The organism is Halomonas sp. IOP_14 (genome assembly GCF_021021315.1).
In the GTDB taxonomy this organism is placed as follows: domain Bacteria; phylum Pseudomonadota; class Gammaproteobacteria; order Pseudomonadales; family Halomonadaceae; genus Vreelandella; species Vreelandella titanicae.
In genome coordinates this window covers 151510-176868 of the sequence record NZ_JAINWD010000008.1, presented here as the reverse complement: position 1 = coordinate 176868, position 25359 = coordinate 151510, and the positions used below count along the sequence as shown (strand labels likewise).

At 54.9% G+C, this 25359-nt stretch carries 21 protein-coding genes; 6 read left to right on the top strand and 15 right to left on the bottom strand.

The features are described 5' to 3' along the window. Positions 1-93: 93 nt before the first annotated feature. Positions 94-1554 (top strand): sodium-dependent transporter, encoded by a 1461-nt coding sequence (locus tag K7H09_RS08950; RefSeq protein WP_141440464.1) that lies wholly within the window; start codon positions 94-96, stop codon positions 1552-1554. A gap of 184 nt (positions 1555-1738) precedes the next feature. Here the strand turns inward: K7H09_RS08950 and K7H09_RS08945 are convergent, their stop codons facing one another. Next, on the bottom strand, positions 1739-2221 hold the full coding sequence (locus tag K7H09_RS08945; RefSeq protein ID WP_022521426.1) for an Lrp/AsnC family transcriptional regulator: 483 nt from the start codon (positions 2219-2221) through the stop codon (positions 1739-1741). Positions 2222-2398: 177 nt separating this feature from the next. On the opposite strand from K7H09_RS08945, the gene K7H09_RS08940 reads away from it, so the two are divergent. Beyond that, entirely contained in the window at positions 2399-5929 is a 3531-nt protein-coding gene (locus K7H09_RS08940) for an indolepyruvate ferredoxin oxidoreductase family protein (protein ID WP_230804453.1), read from the top strand. A 69-nt stretch (positions 5930-5998) separates the two neighbouring features. Here the strand turns inward: K7H09_RS08940 and K7H09_RS08935 are convergent, their stop codons facing one another. The 7 genes from K7H09_RS08935 to K7H09_RS08905 all read right to left on the bottom strand — a co-directional run bounded on the left by K7H09_RS08935 (position 5999) and on the right by K7H09_RS08905 (position 13360). Then, a complete protein-coding gene (locus K7H09_RS08935; protein ID WP_022521428.1) occupies positions 5999-7189 on the bottom strand; it encodes a multidrug effflux MFS transporter in 1191 nt (396 codons plus the stop codon). 106 nt (positions 7190-7295) lie between these two features. Beyond that, complete coding sequence (gene maiA / locus K7H09_RS08930) at positions 7296-7940, bottom strand: maleylacetoacetate isomerase (protein WP_138800684.1); 645 nt, start codon at positions 7938-7940, stop codon at positions 7296-7298. Between the two features lie 11 nt (positions 7941-7951). After that, complete coding sequence (locus K7H09_RS08925) at positions 7952-8971, bottom strand: fumarylacetoacetate hydrolase family protein (protein ID WP_230804452.1); 1020 nt, start codon at positions 8969-8971, stop codon at positions 7952-7954. A 36-nt stretch (positions 8972-9007) separates the two neighbouring features. After that, positions 9008-10315 (bottom strand): homogentisate 1,2-dioxygenase, encoded by a 1308-nt coding sequence (gene hmgA / locus K7H09_RS08920; protein ID WP_230804451.1) that lies wholly within the window; start codon positions 10313-10315, stop codon positions 9008-9010. Positions 10316-10398: 83 nt separating this feature from the next. Continuing rightward, entirely contained in the window at positions 10399-10599 is a 201-nt protein-coding gene (locus K7H09_RS08915; protein ID WP_027958349.1) for a DUF2783 domain-containing protein, read from the bottom strand. Then, positions 10586-12316: an FAD-dependent oxidoreductase gene (locus tag K7H09_RS08910; protein WP_230804450.1), complete on the bottom strand. Its 1731-nt coding sequence runs from the start codon at positions 12314-12316 to the stop codon at positions 10586-10588. The genes K7H09_RS08915 and K7H09_RS08910 overlap by 14 nt, the downstream gene beginning before the upstream one ends. A 75-nt stretch (positions 12317-12391) precedes the next feature. Beyond that, positions 12392-13360 carry an MBL fold metallo-hydrolase gene (locus K7H09_RS08905; protein ID WP_022521434.1) on the bottom strand — a complete coding sequence of 323 codons (969 nt, stop codon included), beginning with the start codon at positions 13358-13360 and terminating at the stop codon, positions 12392-12394. A 333-nt stretch (positions 13361-13693) separates the two neighbouring features. On the opposite strand from K7H09_RS08905, the gene K7H09_RS08900 reads away from it, so the two are divergent. The 4 genes from K7H09_RS08900 (at position 13694) to K7H09_RS08885 (ending at position 17520) form a co-directional block, all read left to right on the top strand. Further along, complete coding sequence (locus K7H09_RS08900; protein ID WP_022521435.1) at positions 13694-14182, top strand: MarR family winged helix-turn-helix transcriptional regulator; 489 nt, start codon at positions 13694-13696, stop codon at positions 14180-14182. A gap of 430 nt (positions 14183-14612) precedes the next feature. Next, on the top strand, positions 14613-15662 hold the full coding sequence (locus tag K7H09_RS08895) for a TRAP transporter substrate-binding protein (protein WP_190374399.1): 1050 nt from the start codon (positions 14613-14615) through the stop codon (positions 15660-15662). A 27-nt stretch (positions 15663-15689) separates the two neighbouring features. Then, positions 15690-16232: a TRAP transporter small permease gene (locus K7H09_RS08890; RefSeq protein WP_022521436.1), complete on the top strand. Its 543-nt coding sequence runs from the start codon at positions 15690-15692 to the stop codon at positions 16230-16232. Beyond that, entirely contained in the window at positions 16225-17520 is a 1296-nt protein-coding gene (locus K7H09_RS08885; RefSeq protein WP_190374400.1) for a TRAP transporter large permease, read from the top strand. Before K7H09_RS08890 ends, K7H09_RS08885 begins: the two co-directional genes overlap by 8 nt. A gap of 117 nt (positions 17521-17637) precedes the next feature. Here K7H09_RS08885 and paaZ read toward each other — a convergent pair whose 3' ends face one another. From paaZ to paaK, 7 genes are all read right to left on the bottom strand, one after another. Next, positions 17638-19680, bottom strand: a complete 2043-nt coding sequence (gene paaZ / locus K7H09_RS08880; RefSeq protein ID WP_230804449.1) for a phenylacetic acid degradation bifunctional protein PaaZ — start codon at positions 19678-19680, stop codon at positions 17638-17640. A 69-nt stretch (positions 19681-19749) separates the two neighbouring features. Continuing rightward, positions 19750-20832, bottom strand: a complete 1083-nt coding sequence (gene paaE / locus K7H09_RS08875) for a 1,2-phenylacetyl-CoA epoxidase subunit PaaE (RefSeq protein WP_230804448.1) — start codon at positions 20830-20832, stop codon at positions 19750-19752. A gap of 19 nt (positions 20833-20851) precedes the next feature. Continuing rightward, a complete protein-coding gene (gene paaD / locus K7H09_RS08870; RefSeq protein WP_230804447.1) occupies positions 20852-21436 on the bottom strand; it encodes a 1,2-phenylacetyl-CoA epoxidase subunit PaaD in 585 nt (194 codons plus the stop codon). Then, positions 21420-22244: a 1,2-phenylacetyl-CoA epoxidase subunit PaaC gene (gene paaC, locus K7H09_RS08865; protein ID WP_230804446.1), complete on the bottom strand. Its 825-nt coding sequence runs from the start codon at positions 22242-22244 to the stop codon at positions 21420-21422. The genes paaD and paaC overlap by 17 nt, the downstream gene beginning before the upstream one ends. An 11-nt stretch (positions 22245-22255) precedes the next feature. Further along, on the bottom strand, positions 22256-22537 hold the full coding sequence (gene paaB, locus K7H09_RS08860; RefSeq protein WP_022521442.1) for a 1,2-phenylacetyl-CoA epoxidase subunit PaaB: 282 nt from the start codon (positions 22535-22537) through the stop codon (positions 22256-22258). Positions 22538-22671: 134 nt separating this feature from the next. Then, on the bottom strand, positions 22672-23658 hold the full coding sequence (gene paaA / locus K7H09_RS08855) for a 1,2-phenylacetyl-CoA epoxidase subunit PaaA (RefSeq protein WP_230804443.1): 987 nt from the start codon (positions 23656-23658) through the stop codon (positions 22672-22674). Positions 23659-23965: 307 nt separating this feature from the next. Then, entirely contained in the window at positions 23966-25279 is a 1314-nt protein-coding gene (gene paaK, locus K7H09_RS08850; protein ID WP_230804433.1) for a phenylacetate--CoA ligase PaaK, read from the bottom strand. Positions 25280-25359 lie beyond the last annotated feature (80 nt).

Genomic DNA, 25359 nt, shown 5'->3' with positions numbered 1-25359 from the left:
CCGGTCTCCGGAATAACCGGGGCGGTTCATAGCTGTTCTAGCTGCTCATCAATAAATAGCCTAAAAAACAATATCAATTTATAAGGTTTCCCAATGACAACGACAAATACGCCTCCCAATACGCTGTGGCTGGGCCGCTGGGGATTTGTACTGGCAGCCACTGGTTCTGCAGTGGGACTCGGTAATATCTGGAAGTTTCCTTACATCACGGGCGAGTTCGGGGGTGGCGCTTTCGTGCTGGTCTACCTGGCCTGCATATTAGCGGTAGGCGTCCCCATCATGATGGCTGAAATCAGCTTCGGCCGCCGTGGAAGGGGAAGCCCGATCGATGCTATCCGTCGGGTGGTGCATGAATCGGGTCATGGTAGCTTCTGGTCGATCTTCGGCTGGATGGCCATGCTCTGTGGCTTCATGATTTTGTCTTTCTATGTGGTGGTCGCTGGCTGGTCATTCTCCTACCTGTGGAAAATGCTGAGCGGCGGACTGGCAGGCAATAGCGTCGATGACATGGCGGCAATTTTCGCCGCTAATAATGCCAACCCTTTCACGCTAGGTGCTTGGAGCACGCTAGTGACGGTGCTGACCATGTTCATTGTCGGCAAAGGCGTACAGGCTGGCATTGAAAAGAGTGTCAGTTGGATGATGCCAGGCATGGTGATCATGCTGGGTATATTGATCGGCTACGGTGCTTTTTCCGGTGGCTTTGCTGAAGCATGGTCTTTCCTGTTCTCTTTCAATACCGAAGGGTTAAGCAGTGAAGGATTATTAGCAGCGCTGGGGCATGCCTTCTTTACCTTGTCGCTCGCATCGGGTGCGATTCTTACCTACGGCTCTTACCTGCCAGAAGGGCACTCCATCGCGCGCACGACATTCAGCGTGGCCATTGCCGATACCGTTGTCGCACTAATGGCAGGCTTGGCTATTTTCCCGATTATTTTCGCAAACGGAATGAATCCCGGCCAAGGGCCAGGATTGATCTTCATGAGCTTGCCATTGGCCTTCCAAGCGATGCCGTTTGGTACGCTGTTTGGCGTTCTGTTCTTTGTCATGCTGTCGATGGCTGCGCTTACGTCGTCGATTTCGATGATTGAGGCGACAGTCGCCTGGCTTGTTGCAAGCAAAGGGCTGACGCGTAAACGAGCATCGTGGGGCGTGGGTATCGTGCTGTGGTTGGTGAGTACCTTGGCAATGCTGTCATTCAACATGGGCGCGGATTGGACGTTTGCAGGTCGCACTTTCTTCGATTGGCTGGACTACCTGACCTCCCGCTGGATGATGCCGTTAGGCGGTTTGGGTATGGCGCTAATGGCAGGTTTCCTGCTGCGTACTGAAATATTCAGGGAGGAGCTAGGGCTCTCCCGTACCCAGCATGCACTGTGGCTATTTATGGTGCGTTACGTCAGCCCATTAGGCATCGTGTTAATTTTCATTGATACGCTGGGCCTAGCGACACTCCAGATAGGTACTCAGTGGCCGTGGTTGCTAGCACTGCTGGTGCTGATCACCGTGGTAGGAGAGTTCGCTAGCCCGCGATTACGTCAACCGGCTTCCTGAAGCTTTTCAGGAACAAGTGCTCAATAGATCTGAATAGAGAGATTGAAGCGCTCCCATCCACAGATGGGGGCGCTTTACGTTAGAGGGATACAATGAGCCGGTTTGCCTGCTGCCAGTTGCCCTGCCACTTCCTGTTTTAAGTTGTGGGCTAACGTTGCGGTTGACGTTACATAGCAGCGTTTTGTTAGCGAATCGGAATAGCGGTCTCTTCTTTGATATTACGTAGCACGAAATTGGAATTGACCTGGGAAATGCCATCCAAGGTGAAGAGTTTCTCATTCAGAAAGCGGTCATAAGCCGCCATGTCTTCGATAACCACTCGCAGCACGAAATCCGCGTTGCCGGTAGTGGCATAGCACTGCAGCACTTCTGGGTATTGCAGGATGCGGTTTTCGAACTCGACGGTGTTGTCGATGTGGTGGCGAACCAACGTCACCATCACCAATGCCGACAGTGGCTGGCCCACCAGGCTGGGTTCCACCAACGCCGCAAAGCGGCGGATCACGCCACTATCTTCCAAAGCCTTTACACGTCGCCAGCAGGCGGCGGGGGATAGCCCGATCTGTTCGGCGAGCTCATTGTTGGTAATGCGCCCCTGTTGCTGAAGCAGGGTAAGAATGCGCTGATCATGCCTGTCTAAAGTGATTAGTTTGGTCGCTTCTTTCATAGTGCCATTTCATTTGTTTGTGGTTTGTTGAATATCATTGCGTTAAATCTCAAAAAATGAAAGTAATGATCAATGACCAGGCTTTTGAAGAGTGAATTAGCAAGCACCTTTAGTGCGCTCTTGGCTAGACTCAAGCGTATTACAACCATAACTCTTCAACCGTACTGGTGAACTCCCATGACAACCCCCTCGATCGCTGAGCAGGCGGGTTCTATTGCCCAGCCTCTCGATATTGCACTCGATGACAATCTTCTCGATGACTATGCGCTGGCCGATCGCTATACCCGCGGAGAAGGCCGTGTCTTTCTCACCGGCACCCAGGCATTGGTGCGTATCGCCTTACGCCAAGCCGAGCTTGATTGCCACAATGGCCGCCATACGGCAGGACTCATCAGCGGCTATCGAGGCTCGCCCTTAGGCGGTGTAGACCAAGAGATCTGGCGGGCGAAAGCCGCCATGGAAGAGCACCACATCGATTTTGTCCCTGCTATAAACGAAGACCTTGCCGCCACCATGATGCTGGGTTGCCAGCAAGTCGAGACAGACCCCGATAAGCAAGTAGATGGCGTGTTTGGCATGTGGTACGGCAAGGGGCCGGGCGTTGATCGCGCGGGCGATGCCTTAAAGCACGGTAATGCCTACGGTAGCTCGCCGACTGGCGGTGTGCTGGTGGTTGCGGGTGATGACCATGGCTGCGTGTCGTCCTCCATGCCACATCAGTCTGATGTCGCCTTTATGGCGTGGTTTATGCCGGTCGTAAGCCCTGCATCATTGGCGGAATACGAACGCTTTGGGCTGTGGGGCTATGCACTTTCACGCTTCTCAGGTTGCTGGGTGGGGTTCAAAGCCGTTTCTGAAACCGTAGAGAGTGGCGCATCGGTGGACGTGCCACCTTTGCCGGAATATGTAACGCCGGATTTTGATATGCCGGAAGGCGGGCTGCACTATCGCTGGCCCGATTTGCCGGGGCCACAGCTTGAGACTCGCCTTGAGCACAAGCTGGCCGCCGTTCAGGCCTTTGCCACGGCCAACCCGATTGATCAGTACCTATTTCGCCAGGAACAGGCGACTTTTGGGCTGGTTACCACAGGCAAGGGCCACCTGGATCTACTTGAGGCGCTGCGTTTGTTGGGGCTGGATGAAGCGAAGCTGCGTGAAATGGGGGTAGAAATATACAAAGTCGGGATGGTGTGGCCGCTCCATCGCCCCGGCATCCTTGAGTTTATTCATGGTAAGCGCGAGGTGCTGGTCATTGAAGAAAAACGCGGCATCATCGAAAGTCAGCTGAAGGAGTACATGTCGGAACCCGATCATCCAGGCGAGGTAATCGTTACCGGCAAGCAGGATGAAACCGGCAAACCACTGATTCCCTTTGTTGGAGAACTGAGCCCGCGTCTCTTGGCAGGCTTCGTGGCAGAGCGTTTGGAGCGCTTTTTCAAGATTGATTTTAGCGACAAGCTGGCAACCGTTGATGCTTGCCAAGCAGGTGTTAAGGAACTCGGCGGTGTACGCCGCATGCCCTATTTCTGCTCCGGTTGCCCACACAACAGCTCGACCAAGGTGCCTGAGGGCAGCAAAGCCCTGGCGGGGATCGGCTGTCATTTTATGGCCTCGTGGATGGATCGCAGCACCGAATCGTTAATTCAGATGGGTGGTGAAGGCGTTAACTGGGTGGGCAAGAGCCGCTTTACCGGCAATGGCCATATTTTCCAAAACTTAGGCGAAGGCACCTGGTTTCACTCGGGCTCAATGGCCGTGCGCCAGGCCGTGGCTGCTAACGTTAATATTACCTATAAAATTCTGTTCAACGACGCTGTTGCCATGACGGGCGGTCAACCCGTGGACGGGCAAATAAGCGTCCCGATGATTGCCCGGCAATCGCTGGATGAAGGTGTTCGCCGGGTCATGGTGGTCAGTGACGAACCGGAGAAGTACCGGGGACATGAAAAGGAATTCCCTAAGGGGGTTACCTTCCACGGCCGTGAAGAGATGGATACGCTGCAGCGTGAGCTGCGCGAAATTCCAGGCTGTACGGTGTTGATTTATGACCAGGCATGCGCGGCTGAAAAACGCCGTCGGCGCAAGCGCGGTCTGTTGGAAGACCCTGCCCGCCGGGTGTTTATCAACCACCATGTTTGCGAAGGCTGTGGGGATTGTTCCGTACAGTCCAACTGTTTATCGGTGGTGCCTCGCGAGACCGAGCTAGGTCGCAAGCGCAAAATCGACCAGTCCTCCTGTAACAAGGACATGTCCTGCGTCAGTGGTTTTTGTCCCAGCTTTGTCACTGTAGAAGGTGGTGGGCTGCGTAAAGGCCAGGGCGTTGCGGCAGATAACGCCTTTTGGCAACGTATAGCGCATTTGCCTAACCCCTCCATTGCCACTTTGACGGCCCCTTACGACTTGCTGGTGGGGGGCGTTGGTGGCACGGGGGTGGTGACCGTCGGGCAACTGATCACCATGGCGGCACACCTGGAAGGCAAGGGCTCCAGCGTGCTCGACTTTATGGGGTTTGCGCAAAAAGGTGGGGCAGTACTGAGCTATGTGCGCTTGGCATCTCAGCCCAGTGAGCTTAATCAGGTACGTATCGAAGCGGGGCAGGCCGATTCGATGATCGCTTGCGATATGGTGGTGGCGAGTTCTCAGAAAGCGCTGAATGTGCTGCAGCCGACCACGCGTATTGTGGCGAATCTGGCCGAGCTAGCCACAGCGGATTATGTGCTTTATCGCGATGCGGATATGCAGCCCAGCAAGCGTCTTAACATGTTGCGTGAAGCGGTAGGAGATGAACGCTTTGCTTCTCTAGATGCCAATCGCCTGGCTGAACAGCTGCTAGGGGATACCGTATTCTCCAATATGATGATGCTCGGGTTTGCCTGGCAGCAAGGGCTGGTGCCGCTTTCTGAGCCTGCGCTGCAGCGTGCTCTGGAACTCAATGGCGTCGCAGTGGAAAAGAACCGCCAGGCATTTGCCTGGGGGCGCTTGGCAGCGGTGGAACCCGATTACCTCCAGCAGCACCTGGATAAGATGCCACTGTCCGCGAATGCCACACTGGACGAAGTGGTAGCGCGTAATCGTCGCCACCTGGAGCGCTATCAGAACCGAGCCTGGGCTGAACGTTACGTGACCCAGGTGACTAAAGTGCGTGAAGCAGAAACAGCGCTAAAATGTGGCCAATCACTGAGTGAGGCCGTTGCTCATCAGCTCTATCGTTTGATGGCGTATAAAGATGAGTATGAAGTGGCGCGACTTTACACCCAGAGCGATTTTCTGGATGAGATCAAAGCAACGTTTTCTGGTGATTACCAGTTAACCTTCCACTTGGCGCCGCCGCTTATAGGTGGTCGTAAGGATGCTCAGGGGCGTCCAGTGAAGCGCCGCTTCGGCCCCTGGATGCTGAAGGCAATGGGCGCGTTGGCAAAGATGCGCGGTTTGCGCAACACGGCTCTCGATCCTTTCCGCTTCAGCGCCGACCGCAAGCTCGACCGCGCCTTATTGGCTGATTACGAGCAGTTGATTGATGAGTTAGTGGCACGTCTTGATGGCACGAATCACGCCACGGCATTAGCGCTTGCTAAGCTGCCGGAAGAGATTCGTGGTTTCGGACCCGTTCGCGAAACTGCCGCTGAGAAAGCTAACGAGCGTCGTGAGACGTTGCTGAAGGAGCTACGTGAAGGTCGCTCGAAGACCATCGCTGTCGAAGCTGCTTGAGGCGATCCATATAGGTATGAAAGGCCACGCAATGCGTGGCCTTTTGCTATGCATCTATACAACGACCCACTAAGCCTCTTTTCGGCGGCATACCAGCAGCCAGTGGCTTAGCAAGGCGAGTAGCCCCATCAGCCCGATCGTCAAGGCCATGGTGCGCGAGCTGCCGTCGTGGAATTGCCCGACTAATCCACCTACCACAGCGGCAATTGTCATTTGCAGAAAACCAAACAAGGAAGATGCCGCGCCTGCACATTGAGGGTTGGGCGCCAGTGCACCGGCCATTGTTTGTGGCATCAAAATGCCCACCCCCAGCATAAACACTATATGGGGGCCCACCACCGCCCAGGGGTGATGGACGCCAACGGCAGCCAAGCCCGCCATGACGAGGCCCCCAGTTGCGCAGATTACGGTGCCCAGGGTAATGAGGCGATCACGACCCAAGCGGTGGCTATATCGGCCGCTGACCAGCGTCCCGACGAAGAAGCCCGCGACAATCAGCGTGAACAGCACGCCATAAAGGGTAGGGGCGACGCCCATGTACTCGATGAGCACAAAAGATGAGCCAGAAAGGTACGCGAATAACCCGGAGAACGCGGCAGCATTCACCAAGGTGTAGCCAATAAAGGCACGCTGAGTCAGTAGTAAGCGAAAGTTAGCCAGTACGGATTTCGGGTGGATCGATTGCCGCCGCTCCTTCGCCAACGGCTCGGGCAGCATAAGTATCAGCACCGCCAGCATCACTGCCGCGTAGAGCGCCAGCACCACGAACACCGATTCCCAGCCAAAAAACAGCAGTAACCCCGCGCCTACCACAGGGGCCAGAGCAGGGGCGAGCGCCATGGTACTTGCCATATAGGCGAGGATACGTCCGGCCTCGATGGGGCCATGAATATCACGTACCGCTGCCCGTGCTAATACCGGTCCAGCAGCACCGCCGAAGGCCTGCAAAAAGCGGCCTGCCAGTAACCACTCGACGCTAGGCGCCCAGGCACACAGTAGGCTCGCAGCTAGAAACAGCGATAACCCTGCGATCATCACCGGGCGGCGGCCAAAGCGATCAGAGATTGGCCCGCACAATAGTTGGGCCAGAGCGAATCCAGCCATATAGAGGCTAAGGGTCAGCTGTATTCGGTCTGGGCCAGTATTCAGCGCTTCTGCCATGGCGGGCATGGCTGGCAAGTACATATCCGTCGCCAGCGGGCCGAGCGCAGTCACTGCAGCCAGGGCCACGACGGTGGCGGTAGAGGGCAGCTTTAGCACCCCTTAACTCCTTATGGTTGGACGTGATGCCCCTTCGGACACGAGGCGGGCGCCTTCCCGAATGGAAAGACGCCCGCTTATGTTAGCCTGCTTAGTATAGCTTGACTTAGCTGGCGTCAGGCTGCACCTCTGGTGCTGCCTTTTCGAAGGCTGGCAGTGAACGACAATTGGCAGCGATACGCTGAATCGTCGGATAGGCTGACAAATCACACTCGAAACGTTCCGCGTTGTACACCTGGGGAATCAGGCATATATCCGCAAGCGTAGGGGTGTCGCCATGGCAAAAATCTCCACTGCTGGGGGCATTGGAGAGCGTTGCTTCCAGAGCGGTGAAACCCTCGGCAATCCAGTGGTGGTACCAGGCTAGCTTAGCCGCTTCATCCGCTCCCATTTCTCTCACTAAATACTTGAGTACCCTCAGGTTGTTGAGTGGGTGAATCTCGCAGGCCACCGACTGAGCGAGCGCACGAACCCGCGCCCGTTCTAACGCGTTAATCGGCAGCAGGGCAGGCTCGGGATGTACTTCATCGAGATACTCGCAGATCGCCAGTGACTGGTTAATCACCGAGCTATCGTCCAACACCAGGCTAGGCACCAGCCCCTGAGGGTTGCGCATCAGGTGGTCGTCACCCCGTTGCTCACCTTTCACCAGGTTGACCGGGATCTGGTCATAATCCAGTCCCTTAAGGTTTAAGGCAATACGCACCCGGTAAGCAGCCGACGAGCGGAAATAGCCGTAAAGCGTCGTCATGTTGCCTTCCTTTATTTGGGCTGGTACTGCACTACTTGCTGATCGATCGTACCAAATATGTTGTTGCCATCGCGGTCGAACATCTCGATACGAACCCGGTCGCCAAAACGCATAAAAGGGGTTTTTACTTGGCCGTACAGTATCTGCTCCACCATGCGCACTTCGGCTAGACAGCTATAGCCAACGCCACCGTCAGCCACCGGCTTTCCAGGGCCGCCGTCGGGGTCTGGGTTGGAAACGGTGCCTGAACCAATGACAGCGCCGGCACCGAGATAGCGGGTCTTAGCCGCATGGGCCACCAGCTGTGGAAAGTTAAAAATCATATCTGGCCCGGCTTCTGGCTCGCCAAACTTCTCGCCATTCAAGTGCACGGTCAGTGGCAGGTTCACTTTACCATCCTGCCAGGCATCGCCCAGTTCATCTGGGGTCGCCGCAATGGGCGAGAACGAAGAGGCGGGCTTTGCTTGGAAAAAACCGAACCCCTTTGCGAGTTCACCTGGAATCAGACCACGCAGACTCACGTCGTTGACCAGCATCACTAGCTTAATGTGCTTGGCGGCTTCCACGGGGGATACTGCCATCGGTACGTCACCCGTAATGACCGCGATCTCGCCTTCAAAGTCGATGCCATGCTCTTCACTAACCGCCTCAATATCGTCGGTGGGTGCCAAGAAGCAGTCGCTACCGCCCTGATACATGAGCGGGTCTGTCCAGAAGGTGTCAGGCATCTCGGCATTACGCGCCTGGCGTACCAGCTGGACATGGTTCAGATAGGCGGAGCCGTCAGCCCACTGATAGGCACGCGGTAACGGGGAGTGCAACGCACTTTGATCAAGCTTAAAAGCGCTTTCAGTACCACCACTGTTAAGCTGAGCATAGCGCTCTTCAAGCTGAGAGCTAACCGCTTCCCAGTTCTCAAGGGCAGCCTGAAGTGTGGGAGCAATATCAACGGCGCTCACAGCGCGGGAGAGGTCACGCGAGACGATGATGAGTTCTCCGTCGCGGCCCTGCTTAAGTGTTGCCAGTTTCATAGTGATTCAATCCTTGTCGTCAGGGTGGTATAGGGTTCAGGGCTGGCTTGGGTTGAAGTGGGAGCGCAGCGTCGACCAAACATCCACATAATCACGTTGACGGAAGTCAGCATTCAGTGCCGCAGGGGTCGGGTGAAAGAAGTAGCGGCTTTCAAACATGAAGGCCAGTGTATCGCCTATGAAGTGGGGCTTAAGCTCAGCGTTGGAGGCCTTTTCAAAGGTCTCAGCATCGGGGCCGTGGGGCGACATTGAGTTATGTAGACTGGCGCCGCCAGGGGTGAAGCCTTCAGCTTTTGCATCGTACTCGCCATGAATAAGCCCCATAAACTCGCTCATTAGATTGCGATGGAACCAGGGCGGTCTAAAGGTGTTCTCGGCAACCATCCAGCGTGGCGGAAAAATCACAAAATCAATATTAGCCATTCCCGGTGTATCGGAGGGTGACGTCAATACGGTGAAGATTGACGGGTCCGGATGATCGAAGCTAACCGTATTGATGGTGTTAAAGTTGGCAAGATTATATTTATAAGGCGCGCAGTTGCCGTGCCACGCCACCACATCTAACGGCGAGTGGTTTAGTTTTGTCTCCCAGAAACGACCAGAGAACTTAGCCACTAAGCGGTAGTCGCCTTCGAGGTCTTCGTAGGCTGCCACAGGGCTTTGGAAGTCACGCGGGTTTGCTAGGCCGTTAGCCCCGATAGGGCCGAGGCCGGGCAGCTCTAAAGGACTACCGTAGTTCTCGCAAATATACCCCCGTGCAGCCTCAACACCCTGAGCTTTACGCACTTGGAATTTCACACCGCGAGGAATGACGGCAATTTCACCGTTATCGATCTCAATGTCACCAAATTCGGTACGTAGAAGAATGGCCCCCATTTGCGGAACGAAAAGCAGTTCTCCATCGGCGTTGTAAAAAAACCGCTCGGTCATGTCCTTATTAAAGGTGTAGACATGCACGCCCACGCCCGCTTGAGTACCCGCATCGCCGTTCACCGCAATGGTAAACAAGCCATCGATAAAATCAGTCGGTTCATTAGGTAATGAAACGGGATCCCAGCGCATCTGGTTAGGATCCGCCGCTGGCTTGTTTAACGGGGCCGTGTGTACGTTGTTATTTTCTAGTGGCTGGTAAGCGCTCTGAACGACAGAAGGGCGAATGCGGTAAAGCCAACTGCGAAAGTTTTGATGACGTGGCGCTGTGAATGCGGAACCGGTTAGTTGTTCAGCGTACAAGCCATAAGCACAGCGTTGAGGTGAGTTTTGCCCAATCGGCAGTGCACCCGGCAGCGCTTCGGTTGAAAAGTGATTATGAAATCCATTTTGATATTTCAATTGTTCATTCATTGTTAAGACCTGCTTTATTGGAACGTTATTTTGATAAAGCTATATTTTTATAAAACTGTATGTTGATAAACCAAGGGGCGCGGCTATTGATCGCCATCACCAACCGCATGGGAAATCGCTTCTTCAAGCACGGTTTGATCGCCGATGTGATTAGCAAGTAAGAGAATCAGGCGTGCATTGATGCGCTCGCTCTCTGTTTCGCTGCGGTCGCGATGTAGCGCCGTGAGCGCAGCGTAAAAGGCGTCTGGATCAGTGAAGTTCGAATTCAGCTCAAGCCTTGGCATGGCAGCTTTCCTGGAAGGTAGTGTCAGCGGCACCCGCAAGATAAACGCCCAGCGCGCGGTCTAATGCGTCTTCAACCCTGCGGGCCATGATGGCGTGCCAGCGGGCAGCAACGTGTTGATCAGGGCGAATAAGGTACCCGCCACCTGCTTTCAGGCCATATCGTTGTGTCACTAGCCCCTCGGAATCGTCTACGATGGTTGTGCGCGGTAGAGCGCTAAGCTCATCCGTTGCTGGGCCAACGACCACCAGGCTTAAATCAGTGCGACGGCCTAACAGCTCTTTCAACGGCGCGGCAAGCGTGTCGGTGTGTCCATCCTCAAAGCGGCCGTCGAGTAACAACACAAAGCCATCGCCAAATTGATTGAGTAGCCAGGCGTTCTCTTCTCTCAATCGAATGGGAGCGTCCTTGGCCGGGCTGCCGGGGCGCAGTTCTCTCGGGCCACCATTAACATCGGGTGTATTGAGCGGTGAGGTGTCATAGCGGCAGGGCATGGAAAGGCGACCGCTGTTGACCAGGCTACGTGCGAAGGCATGTTTCTCAGCCAGCTCCAGCGTCACATCTCGGAACACTTGGCTGATATGGCTCTTCGGGGTAATAAAATCAGTGGCGCGGGTCGAGTTAAGGATGTTCTCTGCCGCGCCATGCTGGCGCTCAGTGTTGTAGGTGGACAAAAGCGTTTTTGGCGCCTGCTGTTTGAGAACGCGGGCTAGTTTCCACACTAAATTATCCACACCCTGTAGGGCACCATTGGCGCCCCTGGCGCCAAAGGGGGATACCTGATGAGCCGCGTCACCTATGAATATCACGCTATGGTGAATGAAATTATCCATCTTACGGCAGCGGAAGGTGTAGACACTGGCCCACTCAAGCTCGAACTCCACGTCTTGGCCAAGCATTGCCTGAACTCGTGGGCGAATGTTCTCTTCTTTCTTTTCTTCTTCCGGGTCAGCATCACATCCTAATTGAAAGTCGATACGCCACACATTGTCCGGTTCTTTGTGCAGCAGGACTGACTGATTGGGATGAAAGGGCGGGTCAAACCAAAACCAGCGTTCTGTAGGGAAGTCGGCCTTCATCACCACATCAGCAATCAGGAATCTGTCCTGAAATACTTGGCCTTTGCACTCAAGGCCCAGTATGTCTCGGATTCGGCTGTTAGCTCCATCCGAGACGAGGAGGTAGTCACAAGTCAGCTGGTAATCACCGTCTTGGGTAGAGACCTTGATGGCGGAGCACTCAGGCTGAGCATCGACATCAATGACCTTATGTTTCCAACGAAGGTCAATTTGCTCTGGAAAGTCGTGAGTGCGGTTGACCAGAAACTCTTCAAAGTAATACTGCTGCAAGTTAATAAAGGCGGGCATACGGTGGCCGTCTTCTGGCAGCAGGTTGAAGCCGTAGACCTCGCGATCCTGGAAGAAGACGCGACCGTGCTGCCAGGTGACGCCTTTTGCAAGCATCGGCTCGACGCAACCCAGGCGGTCTACAATTTCCAGCGAACGTTTAGCAAAACACAGGGCCCGCGACCCCACGCTAACGGTGTTGTTATCGTCCAGAAGAATCGAATTAACGCCTTGCTGAGCCAAGTCGATGGCGGCGGCGAGGCCGCTAGGTCCCGCTCCGACAATCACTACCGGATAGTGGCGAACTTCTTGAATATCGAGTTCAGGCGGGCGCCGATAAGGATAGACAGGATTTTTATAGGTTGTTGGCATCTATTTGCTCCCGTTCAGCGTCGGGTGCGTGACACCCGACTGCTGGGCATGATCAGTGGGTGTCACTGGTGGCACTTACTGATTTTCGACGGCGTCCTGTAGCGAGTGCCACATAGCGGTATCGCGTTCTGCCGTCCAGATGCGGGGATCCGGGTACTCGCCGCCTGCTTCGTCATAGCAGCGAGTGATATCGAAAGGCACACAGTGATCGAAGATGACCCAGTGACCATACTTCAGCTTAAGTACCGCGTAGGTCTCGGCGTAACACTCGGAGAGAGACTTGCCCGCCGCCTTGCCCGCTTTAACACTTCCATACATATCATTTAGGAAGTCGCGAGTGCCCTGAATGGCTTCCTGGCACTGTTCGGCAGTTTGCAGTGCATCACCGCGGCCAGGCACTAGCTTTTGGGGCTGCATGGATTGCAGGCGATCAAGCGTGGCAGGCCAGTCCTCGTGGTAAGCGTCACCGGTGTAAGGGGTGGCGCCATACTCAACGAGGTCACCGGAAAACATTACTTTTTCCTTCGGCAGCCAGACGACGGTATCGCCCTTGGTATGTCCGCGGCCAAGGTGGATGATCTGTACCTCACGCTCACCCATGTAAACCGTCAGCTTCTCTTGAAAAACTATGTTTGGCCAGGTTAAGCCAGGCACAGAGTCCACACCCTTGAACAGGCGAGGGAAACGACCGACTTCTGACTCATAGTCTTGCTGACCACGTTCGTTGATCAGGTCATAAGTGTTCTGGCTAGCGTAGATATTCTCTGCATCGTACGCGGAAGCGCCGAGAACACGCACGGCATGGTAATGGGTCATTACCACATGCTTAATCGGTAGGTCAGTCACTTCGCGGATACGGCGGATGACATCCTGAGCCATGACGGGCGTTGCCTGGGTGTCGATAACCATCACGCTGTCATCGCCAATCACGATGCCCGTATTGGGGTCACCTTCAGCAGTGTAAGCATAGAGCCCTTCTGCCAGCTTGGTGAAGCTGATCTTCTTCTCTTCGGTATCGGCATGGGACGCGAATTTCTTGCTCATGATATCTCCGGTGCTATCAGGGTGATTCAGGTATTCATTGAATTGTTGTGTGCTTGAAGGATAGTTTCTAATGAAACTAAATGTCCAATGTTTCATGGACGAATCACTCTGTCTTTTGCATCGTATTGACGATAATTCTTAATAAATCAGGTGATTATTGCAAATTAATACTTAAGTATAATAAATAAAATCGTGAAATTGGTTGCAAGGGAGAGTATCTGTCGGCACTGTTCCACCTTATGATAGGTGCATTGCTGGAGCCTACATTCCCAGCTATCGTGCGGATTTTGGTCATCACCACTTCTGATAAACGGTGGCTTTAGGAGAAACAAAATGACGATGGATAAAGCAGACGGCGATGTGTCACTGGAATCTTCAGCCAGGGTAGAGCTGGATCTCAACCAATTTTTACCCTATCAGCTTAACCGTTTAGCTGACCGAATCAGCCAGGCGTTAGAGAAGCTTTATGCCGAGTCTTATGAACTCAATATTGCCCAGTGGCGTGTGCTTGCCTGGCTTAGCCACTGTGATGATTTAACCGCTAAGAAGGTCTGCGCTTACACCAATATGGATAAGGCTCGCGTGTCTCGCGCTATTCAGTCACTGGAAGACCGTGGACTGATAAGCCGCACGCCCTCACAGCAGGATCAGCGACTACATGACTTGCAACTGACGGACGCCGGACAAGCGCTACTCAATAAGTTAGTGCCCGAAGCCCAGGCGTGGGAGGCCGGCCTGGTGTCGACCCTGAGCGTTGGTGAATATCGTGATCTGCTTAATACAATGCGCAAGCTTGAACGGCAACTGGAGAGAATTGGCTAGAGGCTTGATGCTGGGAAGTCGAGCCCAGGTGACAGATCGCATTTTTGCCGGTGGTGTGTCGTTAGTGTATCGATAGATAAGATTTGTGTAACAAAAGAATGGGCGAAAAATAACCCCATATAGCCATTGATAGTCACACGAAGAAACAATGTTTTTGGTGTAAGTGTTTGTAGTTTAAGTTAATAATGTAAGTTAATACTTAAGTATTAGAATCTATTAGTTGATGGATCGTTGCATGATCCACGTATCTAAAGGCATTGTGATGAATAACATGATTCGTATAATTTATATATTTCAATAATAAAGTATCACGTTAGGCGCAATGAGTGATTAACTAGCAATCTCACTCACCGCACGCATGGCTTATCAACATCATTCAACAAAAACGATGAGCGCTTTACCCAGTTCGTGACGACCAGAGGAAAGAGAAGTGAATAAAACAACAAACCTGATGATCGGCGCTATTGCCGCCGCAACGCTGAGCACCTCCGCCTTTGCACAAACGACAATCACCGTGAGTACCTGGGCTGGTCCCAATCACGGCATCAACACCATGGTATGGCCAACATGGAAAGCATGGATTGAAGAAGCCACTGACGGGCGCGTGACCGTTGACGTTGTACACGATCTTGGGCCTCCCGCCTCCCAGATGGAGATGGTCGCCGATGGCATTGCTGATGCCACTTGGGTGTTCCATGGCTATAACGCAGGGCGTTTTCTGGCCACTCAGTTACCCGAATTTCCTACCTTTGAAGACTTCTCCTCGGAGAACGCCTCTGCTGCTTATTGGTATACGCATCAGGAGCATTTAGCCCAAGCTGATGAGCATCGCGGCGTTGATGTGCTGGCTGCGGGGGTACATGGCCCGGGTTGGATCTTTAGTCGTGAGCAGTACCAAACTCTTGCTGATTTAGAGAACGAGCGCATTCGCGTCGGCGGCGGGGTCATGGGAGATCTCTCTAATGCCCTTAATCTGACCGGCGTGGCTTTGCCGCCAACCGGGGTCTATGAAGCTGGCTCTCAGGGCGTTATTGATGGCGCTATGCTGGTGCCGGAAGGCCTTAGAAGCTTTCGGGTAGCCGAGGTATTTCCCTATACCCTGACGGTGGATGGGGGCTTTTATCGAGGCAGCTTCACCATTGTAGTGAATCCGAGTATCTGGGATGAGATGTCTGCAGAAGATCGTGCCGCTGTGGAAGACGTCTCGGGTGAGCGGTTATCGCGACTGTTTGGCTACATGATGGATGTATCCGATGAGCGGGGCGTCGAGTTCGCCGAAGAGCAGGGTCATACCTTTACAGCCCTTGGCGACGAAGATCTTGAGACGCTGCGCGGTATCAGTAATGACCTGGTTGACACCTGGTCCGAGAACGTAAGTGAACGGGGTGTCGATGCTCAGGCTGCGCTTGATTACTTCCACCAACAGCTTGAAGAAGCTGCTACACAAGAGAGCGTGGCATCCTTAGTGCCACAATCATAATTACCCTTCGCCAAGTGGAGGGCGACTATGCAGATCCTGACGTCTCGCTGGTCAAATGTCGGTAGGGTCATGCAGCTGGCGCTGGAGGGGGTGGCGGGTGCCACCCTCTTTGCCTTGATGCTGCTGACGACTGCTGATGTAGTAGGCCGTTATTTCTTTAATTTACCTATCCTTGGAACCGTCGAGTTGACCCAGCAGATGCTGGCCGCTGTGGTGTTCTTGTCACTGCCAGTAGCATGCTGGCGTGAAGAGCACGTTAGCGTGGATCTCTTGGATGCCATATTCCCTGTGCGCTGGATATGGCTGCGCCAGATGATCGTCAACTTAATTATCGCCGTGGCTTTATGGGTGATCGCTACACGGGTTTGGGCACTTGGCGTGCGTGCTTTCGAGTGGGGCGATGTCACTGAGTTTCTACGCATTCCCGATGGTTACCTTATTTACCTGATTGCCATCATGCTGTTTCTTTCCGCTCTACTCACCCTCGGTCGAGCGGTGAGTTACCTCCTAGAAGGCGTGGGTGTGATTAAGTGCGGTGGCCCAGTCAGCCAGGGAGATAAGCATGATTGAAGCACTTTATGGGTTTGCAGCGCTGTTGATATTGGTATTCCTGCGCATGCCTCTGGCTTTTGCCATGGGGATCGTGGGTTTTGTGGGTTTCTACTACCTGACCGGTAACTGGAACGCGGCTGAAGCCATGGCGTCGCGCCGGGTAGTCGACACCGCTAGGGACTACGGTCTATCGGTGATACCACTGTTTATCTTGATGGGTAACTTGGTGTCCCATGCTGGGCTCTCTGATGCGCTATTCCGGGCCTCCAATGGTTTTCTTGGACACCGTAAGGGCGGTCAGGCGATGGCCACCATCGTGGCTTGTGGTGGTTTTAGTGCTATTTGTGGGTCGAGTCTTGCGACCTGCGCCACTATGGGGCGTGTTGCCATGCCCCAGATGCGCAAGTACGGCTACAAGGACTCGCTGGCGGCAGCCTCCATTGCAGCGGGCGGAACCCTTGGGATACTGATTCCTCCCAGCGTGATGCTGGTGATCTACGGCATCATTACTGAGACCAGTATCCGTGAACTGTTTGCAGCGGGCTTTATTCCCGGCATATTGGGCATTGTGATGTATCTCGGCGCGGTTAAGTGGGTTCTGTGGCGTGATCCCAGCGCTGGGCCAGCGGCCGAAAAAGTACCCTGGAACGAGCGCCTTTCGGCCCTAAAAAATGTGGGGAGCACCCTGGCGCTGTTCGTATTGGTTATCGGCGGCATCTATTTGGGTATATTCACCCCAACCGAAGCGGCGGGTATTGGCGCAATGGGTGCCTTTGTGATTGCGCTGCTCAAGCGTGCTTTGACGCCGACGATACTCATGAATGTCCTGATGGACACTGTGCGAACAACAGCGATGCTGTTTGCGGTGGTGTTGACGGCGCTAATCTTTGCTAATTTCATTAACCGCGCGGGGCTTCCCAATGACCTCCTGGCGTTGGTCACCGGGCTGAACGTGGCCCCCTTCGTGGTAATTCTCGTTATCTTGGCCATTTACGTACTGTTAGGCTGTGTATTCGAAAGCATGTCGATGATGCTGCTGACCGTGCCGGTCTTCTTCCCGGTCGTGGCGGGGCTTGGCTATGATTTGGTGTGGTTTGGCATACTGGTGGTTATCGTCATTGAGATTAGTTTGATAACGCCCCCTGTCGGTATGAATGTGTTCGTATTGCGGGCTGTATTACCGGACGTATCAACAGGCACTATCTTCCGCGGCGTTACGCCTTTCTGGGTCGCCGGTACCATACGCGCACTGCTCGTACTTATATTCCCAGCGATCGTGCTTTTTCTGCCGCAGTTACTGTATTAAAGCTACGCTATTAATACGGTGCTATTAACGTCCTTGCTAAACAAACGGCTGACAGGGTAAGCGCCCTGTCAGCCGTTTTTTGTATTACTTTTTTGTCTGGCTGTATCGGCTGAGGCGTTACTGCCGCTTGGCCACCAGCGTTAGAATGTCGTAGCTGGCGACCAGTTCATCGTTTTGATTGGTCACCGCTACGTCCCACATCACCACGCCTTGTGGGTGCCCATCGGGAGAAGTTCGGCCCTGATCAATCTTGCGCTTGCAGGTTAGGCGGGCGCGGATAGTGTCGCCGACCAACACAGGTGTAATAAAGCGCAGTGTATCCAGGCCGTAGTTAGCCAGTACGGGGCCTTCGCCTGGGTAAACGAATAGACCCGCAGCGGCAGACAGCACAAAGTAGCCGTGGGCAATGCGCTGGCCGAACTGGGTCTCTTTGGCGGCAATGTCGTCGAAGTGCATATAGAAGTGGTCGCCGGAAAGGCAGCCAAAATTGACGATGTCGGCTTCAGTGACGGTGCGGCGGTGGGTTAACAGTGACTCCCCAACCTGCAGGTCGTCGAAATGGCGGCGGAACGGGTGGACGTCAGTCTCGATCACCTTGGCGCCACGCACATATTCCTTTGTGACTGCCGCGAGCATGCTCGGAGAGCCCTGGATGGCGGTGCGCTGTAGATAGTGGTGAACCGCACGAATGCCGCCGAGTTCCTCGCCACCGCCTGCGCGGCCGGGCCCGCCATGCTTGAGCATCGGTAGCGGAGAGCCGTGGCCAGTGGATTCCTTTGACGCCTGAGCATCCAGAATCTGCAGGCGGCCGTGCTGGGCGGCCAGAATGGGGATCATTTCAGCCGCAATGGCAGGGTCTTTCGTGGTCAGCGTGGTCACTAAGCTGCCCTTGCCCTTGGCGGCGATGGTCAGGGCTTCGTCGATGCTGCTGTAGGGCATTAGCGTCGCGACGGGGCCAAAGGCTTCAATGTCGTGAGCGCCGCCGTCGTTCAACGGGTTACGATTGATCAGCAAGTGGGGAGTAATGAAGGCGCCGTTTTCAACACCCTGGCCGACAGGCTTGAAGCTGCCGTCTCTGCCGAAGACGCACTCACTAGTCTCTAGCAGTTGTTCAATTGCGTGGTTAACGTCTCTCAATTGGTCACGGGAAGAGAGCGCGCCCATACGTACGCCTTCTTCATGAGGATCACCGACCACAATGTTGGCAAGCCGCGACTTAAGTGTGTTCGCCAATGCATCCAGATGCTCGGTAGGCACTAAAATTCGGCGGATCGCGGTACATTTCTGACCTGCCTTGGCGGTCATCTCCTTGACCACTTCTTTGGCAAAGATTTCGAACTCTTCGTCTTCCGGGCTAACATCCGGGGTCATGATGGCGCTGTTGAGCGAGTCCGCCTCGGCGTTGAACGGGATGCTCTTCGCCATGATGTTAGGGTGGCTTTTCAGCTTCAGGGCGGTGCTTGCCGAGCCGGTGAAGGTGACAAAGTCCTGCTCTTCCAGATGATCCAGTAAGTCACCGGCTCCGCCGATAACCAGTTGCAGCGCTCCTTCCGGCAGCAGGCCTGAGTCGTTGATGACGCGCACGGCTGCTTCGGTCAAGTAGCTAGTGGCGGTTGCCGGTTTGAAGATACACGGCATGCCTGCCAAAAAGGCGGGTGCGAACTTCTCCAGCATGCCCCATATGGGAAAGTTAAACGCATTGATGTGTACAGAGACGCCGCGGCGGGGCACCAGTATATGGGTGCCATTGAAGTGGTTCTCTTTTCCTAGCTGAGTCACCGGGCCTTCATGGGCCACATTGCCGGAGGGCAGTTCCTTGCGGCCAGTGGAGGCGTAGGTAAACAGGGTGCCAAAACCACCGTCGATGTCGATCCAGGAATCGGCCTTGGTGCAGCCAGTGTGGTGAGAGATGGCATAGAGCTCACGCTTACGCTCTTGGATATAGGCGGCCAGCGCTTTAAGGATGGCGGCCCGTTGCTGGAAATCCAGTGCAAGCATATTTTTCACACCGGTGTTGCGGGCATACGCCACCGCTTCACGGAAGTTGATCTCTTCTTGGTGGGTATGCGCAACGGTTGTGCCGTTAATGGCGCTAATAAGCGCTTTGGATTCGGCCTTTCCGAACCACTGGCCTGCGATGTAACTCTGTAAAACTGACATTGCGTACTCTCCCGCAAAACATAGACGAAGCCGACGCGTTCGCTGGCTTGGAAGTGGGTGGGTTAGGGTTTATACCTCGTCATAGTCAAGCACCACCCTGTCGCTGATCGGATAGCACTGGCAGGACAGCACGTAGCCGGCATCGATTTCGTAATCTTCCAGGGCGTAATTGGCGTCCATTTCCACCTCGCCTTCGATGACTTTGGACTTGCAGGTGGAGCACACGCCAGCCTTGCATGAGAAAGGTATATCGGCCCCGTGCTCGTTACCCGCGTCCAGGATGCTCTGGGTATTGCGGGGCAGGTCGTATTCAATGGTGCGGCCGTCGATGATCACTTTAATGTGCGAGGTTTCTGCTTTCACCTGGGCCGCTTTCGTCGCCTGGCGGCGCTTGGCGCCTGCTGTCGGTAGCCCGGTAGTAAACAGCTCGAAGTGCACTTTTTCCTTCGGCATTCCATGTTGGGTCAGAACACCACGCACGATCTCGGTCATTTCTTGCGGGCCACAGATAAACGCGGCGTCGAGCTTGGATACGTCTACCCAGCGGTCAAACAGGGCGTTGCATTTGTCGGCGTCGATCCGGCCGTTGTAAAGATCGATTTCCTGTTGTTCGCGGCTGAACACATAAATGATGTTGAGGCGTTCCAGGTAGCGATCCTTGAGATCCTGAAGGCGTTCGCGAAACAGCGTCCCCGTGGTAGAACGGTTGCCATAGATTACGGTAAAGCGGCTCTTTGGCTCGCTTTCCAGGGTGGTGGAAACAATCGACATGATCGGTGTGACGCCACTGCCAGCGGTCACCGCCAAATAGTGTCCTTCACGGCTGGGGTCGAGAGGCACGAAGAACTTGCCCTGGGGCGGCATCACTTCCAGGCTGTCGCCGGGCTGCAAGTGCTGGTTGGCAAAGGTGGAGAAACTGCCGCTCGGCACCAGCTTGACGGCGACTCTCAGCTCATGTTCGTGGACACCGGTGCAAATCGAGTAGGAACGACGGACATCCTCACCTTCGATGTCGCGACGTAGAGTCAGGTACTGCCCTTGGGTAAAGCGAAAGGCGTCCAGCAGGTCATCGGGAACGTCGAAAGCAATGGAAACGGCATCATGGGTTTCCTTGCGAACATCCTTGACGGTCAGGGCGTGAAATCGGCTCATGGGAAATGGTCTCGTCGTTTTACAGACACTTGAAATAATCGAAAGGCTCCAGGCAATCGCGACAGCGGTAGAGCGCCTTGCAAGCCGTAGAGCCGAATTCGCTGACGCGTTCGGTCGCGTTGCTGCCACATAAAGGGCAGGGCACTACCGGGTCAGACTGGCCGGTCAGGCTACGTTTGCTAGCACTTCCTACCGGTGGTGCGATGCCGTAGGCGCGCAATTTTTCGCGCCCGGCTTCGGTTAACCAATCGGTGGTCCAGGCGGGGGACAGGCGGCGCTGAATTAGCGGGTCTGAGTAGCCAGCGGCCACCAGCGCTTCATGGATATGCTGTTCGATGACTTCCGTAGCCGGGCAGCCGGAGTAAGTTGGCGTTACGTTGACCGCCAACCGACCGTCCACCCAATCGATATCCCGCACAATTCCCAGCTCAACCACGCTGACCACCGGTACTTCCGGGTCAGGCACTTCCTGCAAAATGGCCAGCACGGCTTCAACATCGCCTTCGTCACCGGCTGGCGGCAGGCCGCTGCGGTCGCTACCGATTAAGTCACTGGAGGGCCAGTCATCGGTAAGCGTCGGTGGGTGGTTACCAGACGGTCGCATCGGGATAGGCCCTCGGCAGGTATTGCATTTCCGCTAATAGAAAGCCCAGATGCTCGGTGTGATGCCCGACTTTACCGCCGGTATACATCCAAGCTTCGTAGGAAGGGCGCTCCAGCGTGGCTTCTTCAAACACCTCTTCCACGGTGGCTTTCCAGCGGGTGGCCAGCGTCTCTGGGGCTGGCGCAATACCGGCTTCCAGCATGGCCTGATCAACCTCGTCGCCCTGCAGTAGCTCACCGGTGAACTGCCAGAGGTTGTCGAGCGCTCGCTGCATGCGGGTGTGGCTCTCTTCCGTGCCATCGCCCAGGCGAATCACCCATTCAGAGGAGCGGCGTAGGTGGTACGTTGCTTCCTTAAGCGACTTGGCCGCCACTTCAGCAATGCGTGGGTCGCTGGAGTGAGACAGCCCGTCAAGCAGGTGGACGTGCCATGCATCGAACAGGAACTGGCGCCCCATGATGTCGGCGAAGTCACCGTTGGGCTGTTCAACGAGCAACAGGTTGCGAAAATCCTGGGCATCGCGGCGAAAGGCTAAATAGTCGGCATCATGGCCCTGGACTTCCATTTCAGCAGCCATCAGTTCAGCAGCATAGCCCAGCCAGTTGCGGGCCTGGCCGAAGAGGTCGAGGCCCACGTTCATTAAGGCCAGTTCCTCTTCCAGCGCTGGTGCCTTGCCGCACAGTTGTGCGTGGCGCTGGCCGAGTACTAAGGCGTTGTCGCCAAGGCGCAGTAGGTAATCAATCAACGGGGTTTGTGTTTTTTGAGCTGTGTTTTTCTGAGCCGAGCTTCGATGAGATATGTTTTGCATCGCTACCTCCCTTACATGTGGCCGACTTCTTTCGGCAGTTTGTAGAAGGATGCGTGGCGATAGACCTTATCGTTAGACGGGTCGAACAGCGGCTCTTTCTCATCGGGAGACGAGGCGGTGATTTCGCTGGCCGGAACCACCCAAATGCTCACCCCTTCATTGCGACGGGTGTACAGCTCACGGGCGTTTTCGATTGCCATGCGGCGGTCGGCTGCATGCACACTGCCGACGTGCTTGTGGTTAAGACCGTGCTTGCTGCGTATAAAAACTTCAAAGAGGGGCCAGTCAGCCATGAGAAAAGCCTCAGTGGTCAGAGGAGTCTCGTCTCGCAAGACTCCATGTTGTTTTAAAAGATAGCGTTTTAAAAATAGGGTTCTAAAAAATTGAGTTATTGCTTTTCATGGGTGCCCAAGCAGGCGTGGCCAGTTCAGGCTGCTCGGTGCTGACGCTTGGCGGCGTGGGCCACGGCGGCTTCACGCACCCAGGCACCGTTATCAATGGCGTTACGGCGTGCCTCGACACGCTCGCGGTTGCAGGGGCCGTTGCCCTTGACCACGTCGAAGAACTCTTGCCAATCGATTTCACCGAACTCGTAGTGGCCGGCCTCTTGGTTATATTTGAGATCCGGGTCAGGAGCGGTGCAGCCCAGCAGCTCTAGCTGCGGTACGGTTTGGTCGAGGAAGCGCTGGCGCAGCTCATCGTTGCTGTGGCGCTTGATCTTCCAGGCCATCGACTGAGCGCTGTTGGGAGAATTTTCGTCGGATGGCCCGAACATCATTAGCGAGGGCCACCAGAAGCGGTTAATGGAGTCCTGCACCATGGCTTTCTGGTCGTCGGTGCCCTCTTGCATCATGGTCAGCAGAATCTGATACCCCTGGCGCTGGTGGAAGCTCTCTTCCTTACACACACGGATCATGGCGCGGGCATAGGGGCCGTAAGAGGTGCGCTGTAGCGGTACCTGATTGACAATGGCAGCGCCATCAACCAGCCAGCCGATGGTGCCCATATCAGCCCAATTGAGTGTTGGGTAGTTGAAGATGCTGGAGTACTTGGCGCGGCCGTCGTGAAGCTTGTCGATCTCTTCGTCGCGGTCGGCACCCAGGGTTTCCATAGCGCTATAGAGGTACAGGCCGTGACCTGCCTCATCCTGAATTTTGGCCATTAGCTGCAGCTTGCGCTTGAGGGTTGGTGCCCGTGTCAGCCAGTTGCCTTCCGGCAGCATGCCGACGATTTCTGAGTGGGCGTGTTGCGAGATCTGGCGGATCAAGGTCTTGCGGTAGGCGTCCGGCATCCAGTTCTTGGGTTCTATTTTAATTTCATCATTGATGCGCTCCTGGAACTGGCGTTCCTCAGGGCTCATTTCATCAAGCGTTTTGAGTTTGTTAGAACCGGTTTCAACGAGCTGCGCGTACATAGAGACCTCCGCGGCGTCGATATATCAGGGGGTGTGGCTTATCTTTCCTAAAGTATAGTGATACGAAATATTTTATCAATAAGTATTTTTGTGTGTCACTTTAAGACTTTATGATAACGTATAAATCCAAGGCTATTGGTTTATAAAGGAAAAATCGCTAATTATAAATGATTCTTGATGTGCCGATTTTTCTAGCTAAAATTGACTGTTTAGGCGCATAAAAGCCCCTTAAAGGAGTTTTTTAAAGGGCTTTGCCTGACAAGAGGGGGGTGGCGCTAAACGGCGGCTAGGCGCTAGAGAGGCTGAATCAGCGAAGATCTTTTACCCGCCTAGCCTTACCCATCGAACGCATAACACTCTCTACCGGGCACACCTCGACCTGGGTGCTGATACCAATGTGCGTCTTGATGGCATGCTGGAGCTGTTTCGCGGCTTCTTCACAAGCCACGGGGTCGCGGGCGATGTCATGATGATTCGCCTCTACACGAACAAGCACCATGTCCATATTGCCTTGGCGGCTGACTTCGATCTCGTAGTGGGGAGAAAGCGACGCGATCTTGAGCAGTTGCTCTTCGATCTGGGTGGGGAACACATTCACCCCGCGAATGATCAGCATGTCGTCGCTGCGGCCAGTGATCTTGTCGATGCGTCGCATGGGGCGCGCGGTGCCCGGCAGCAAACGGGTCAGGTCACGGGTGCGGTAGCGAATCACCGGTAGGCCTTCTTTGGTCAAGGTGGTGAACACCAGCTCGCCGTATTCGCCGTCTGGCAGGACGTCACCACTGACCGGGTCGATGATCTCGGGGTAGAAATGATCTTCCCAGATGGTCGGGCCATCTTTGGTTTCCAGGCACTCCATGCCTACGCCCGGGCCCATTACCTCAGAGAGACCGTAAATATCGAGGGCGTCGATGCCCAGGCGCTGCTCTAAGGCTGTGCGCATGCTGTCGGTCCAAGGTTCGGCGCCGAAGATGCCAGTACGCAAGGGCAGCGTATGCGGGTCGATGCCTTGGCGCTCCATTTCGTCCGCGATGTTGAGCATATACGAGGGGGTGACCATGATGATGTCCGGCTCGAAATCACGGATCAACTGAACCTGTTTCTCGGTCTGGCCGCCCGACATGGGAATCACCGCGCAACCCAGGCGTTCGGCACCATAATGCGCGCCCAGCCCACCGGTGAACAGACCATAGCCATACGCCACATGCACCTTGTCGTTGCGGCTGCCGCCGGCGGCGCGGATCGAGCGCGCCATCACATCAGACCACACATCAATATCGTTCTGGGTGTAGCCGACTACCGTCGGTTGCCCGGTGGTGCCGCTGGAGGCATGGATGCGAACGATCTCGCTCATCGGCGTGGCCAACATGCCGAACGGGTAGTTGTCGCGCAAATCGGCCTTGGTGGTAAAAGGTAGTTTGGCGAGATCCGCCAGCGTCTGGATATCGTCGGGATGCGCCCCAGCCTTGTCGAAGGAGTGGCGGTAGAAGGGCACATTGTCGTAGGCGTACTTCAGGCTCCACTTCAGGCGCTTGACCTGAGTGGCGCGCAGCTCGTCGACGCTGGCGGTTTCCAGGGGATCGAGCGTTGCAGTATCGATACGCGTTGCGGGCTGATTCATCAGGGGGCTCCGATCAAGCTAGTTGTTATTGGACTAGTTTCTAAATGCGTCATGGTCTATGGAGTGGCTTTAGTAATGCT

Excerpts from the sequence above, each read along its gene's own strand:
- paaB (WP_022521442.1), bottom strand. The coding sequence starts at position 22,537 with ATGGCTGACTGGCCCCTCTTTGAAGTTTTTATACGCAGCAAGCACGGT.
- K7H09_RS08915 (WP_027958349.1), bottom strand. The coding sequence starts at position 10,599 with ATGCCAAGGCTTGAGCTGAATTCGAACTTCACTGATCCAGACGCCTTT.
- paaA (WP_230804443.1), bottom strand. The coding sequence starts at position 23,658 with ATGTACGCGCAGCTCGTTGAAACCGGTTCTAACAAACTCAAAACGCTT.
- paaE (WP_230804448.1), bottom strand. The coding sequence starts at position 20,832 with ATGAGCCGATTTCACGCCCTGACCGTCAAGGATGTTCGCAAGGAAACC.
- paaZ (WP_230804449.1), bottom strand. The coding sequence starts at position 19,680 with ATGTCAGTTTTACAGAGTTACATCGCAGGCCAGTGGTTCGGAAAGGCC.
- paaC (WP_230804446.1), bottom strand. The coding sequence starts at position 22,244 with ATGCAAAACATATCTCATCGAAGCTCGGCTCAGAAAAACACAGCTCAA.
- K7H09_RS08925 (WP_230804452.1), bottom strand. The coding sequence starts at position 8,971 with ATGAAACTGGCAACACTTAAGCAGGGCCGCGACGGAGAACTCATCATC.
- K7H09_RS08910 (WP_230804450.1), bottom strand. The coding sequence starts at position 12,316 with ATGCCAACAACCTATAAAAATCCTGTCTATCCTTATCGGCGCCCGCCT.
- paaK (WP_230804433.1), bottom strand. The coding sequence starts at position 25,279 with ATGAATCAGCCCGCAACGCGTATCGATACTGCAACGCTCGATCCCCTG.
- K7H09_RS08905 (WP_022521434.1), bottom strand. The coding sequence starts at position 13,360 with ATGAGCAAGAAATTCGCGTCCCATGCCGATACCGAAGAGAAGAAGATC.
- K7H09_RS08940 (WP_230804453.1), top strand. The coding sequence starts at position 2,399 with ATGACAACCCCCTCGATCGCTGAGCAGGCGGGTTCTATTGCCCAGCCT.
- K7H09_RS08900 (WP_022521435.1), top strand. The coding sequence starts at position 13,694 with ATGACGATGGATAAAGCAGACGGCGATGTGTCACTGGAATCTTCAGCC.
- K7H09_RS08950 (WP_141440464.1), top strand. The coding sequence starts at position 94 with ATGACAACGACAAATACGCCTCCCAATACGCTGTGGCTGGGCCGCTGG.
- paaD (WP_230804447.1), bottom strand. The coding sequence starts at position 21,436 with ATGCGACCGTCTGGTAACCACCCACCGACGCTTACCGATGACTGGCCC.
- K7H09_RS08885 (WP_190374400.1), top strand. The coding sequence starts at position 16,225 with ATGATTGAAGCACTTTATGGGTTTGCAGCGCTGTTGATATTGGTATTC.
- maiA (WP_138800684.1), bottom strand. The coding sequence starts at position 7,940 with ATGACGACGCTTTACGGCTATTTCCGCTCGTCGGCTGCTTACCGGGTG.
- K7H09_RS08945 (WP_022521426.1), bottom strand. The coding sequence starts at position 2,221 with ATGAAAGAAGCGACCAAACTAATCACTTTAGACAGGCATGATCAGCGC.
- hmgA (WP_230804451.1), bottom strand. The coding sequence starts at position 10,315 with ATGAATGAACAATTGAAATATCAAAATGGATTTCATAATCACTTTTCA.
- K7H09_RS08890 (WP_022521436.1), top strand. The coding sequence starts at position 15,690 with ATGCAGATCCTGACGTCTCGCTGGTCAAATGTCGGTAGGGTCATGCAG.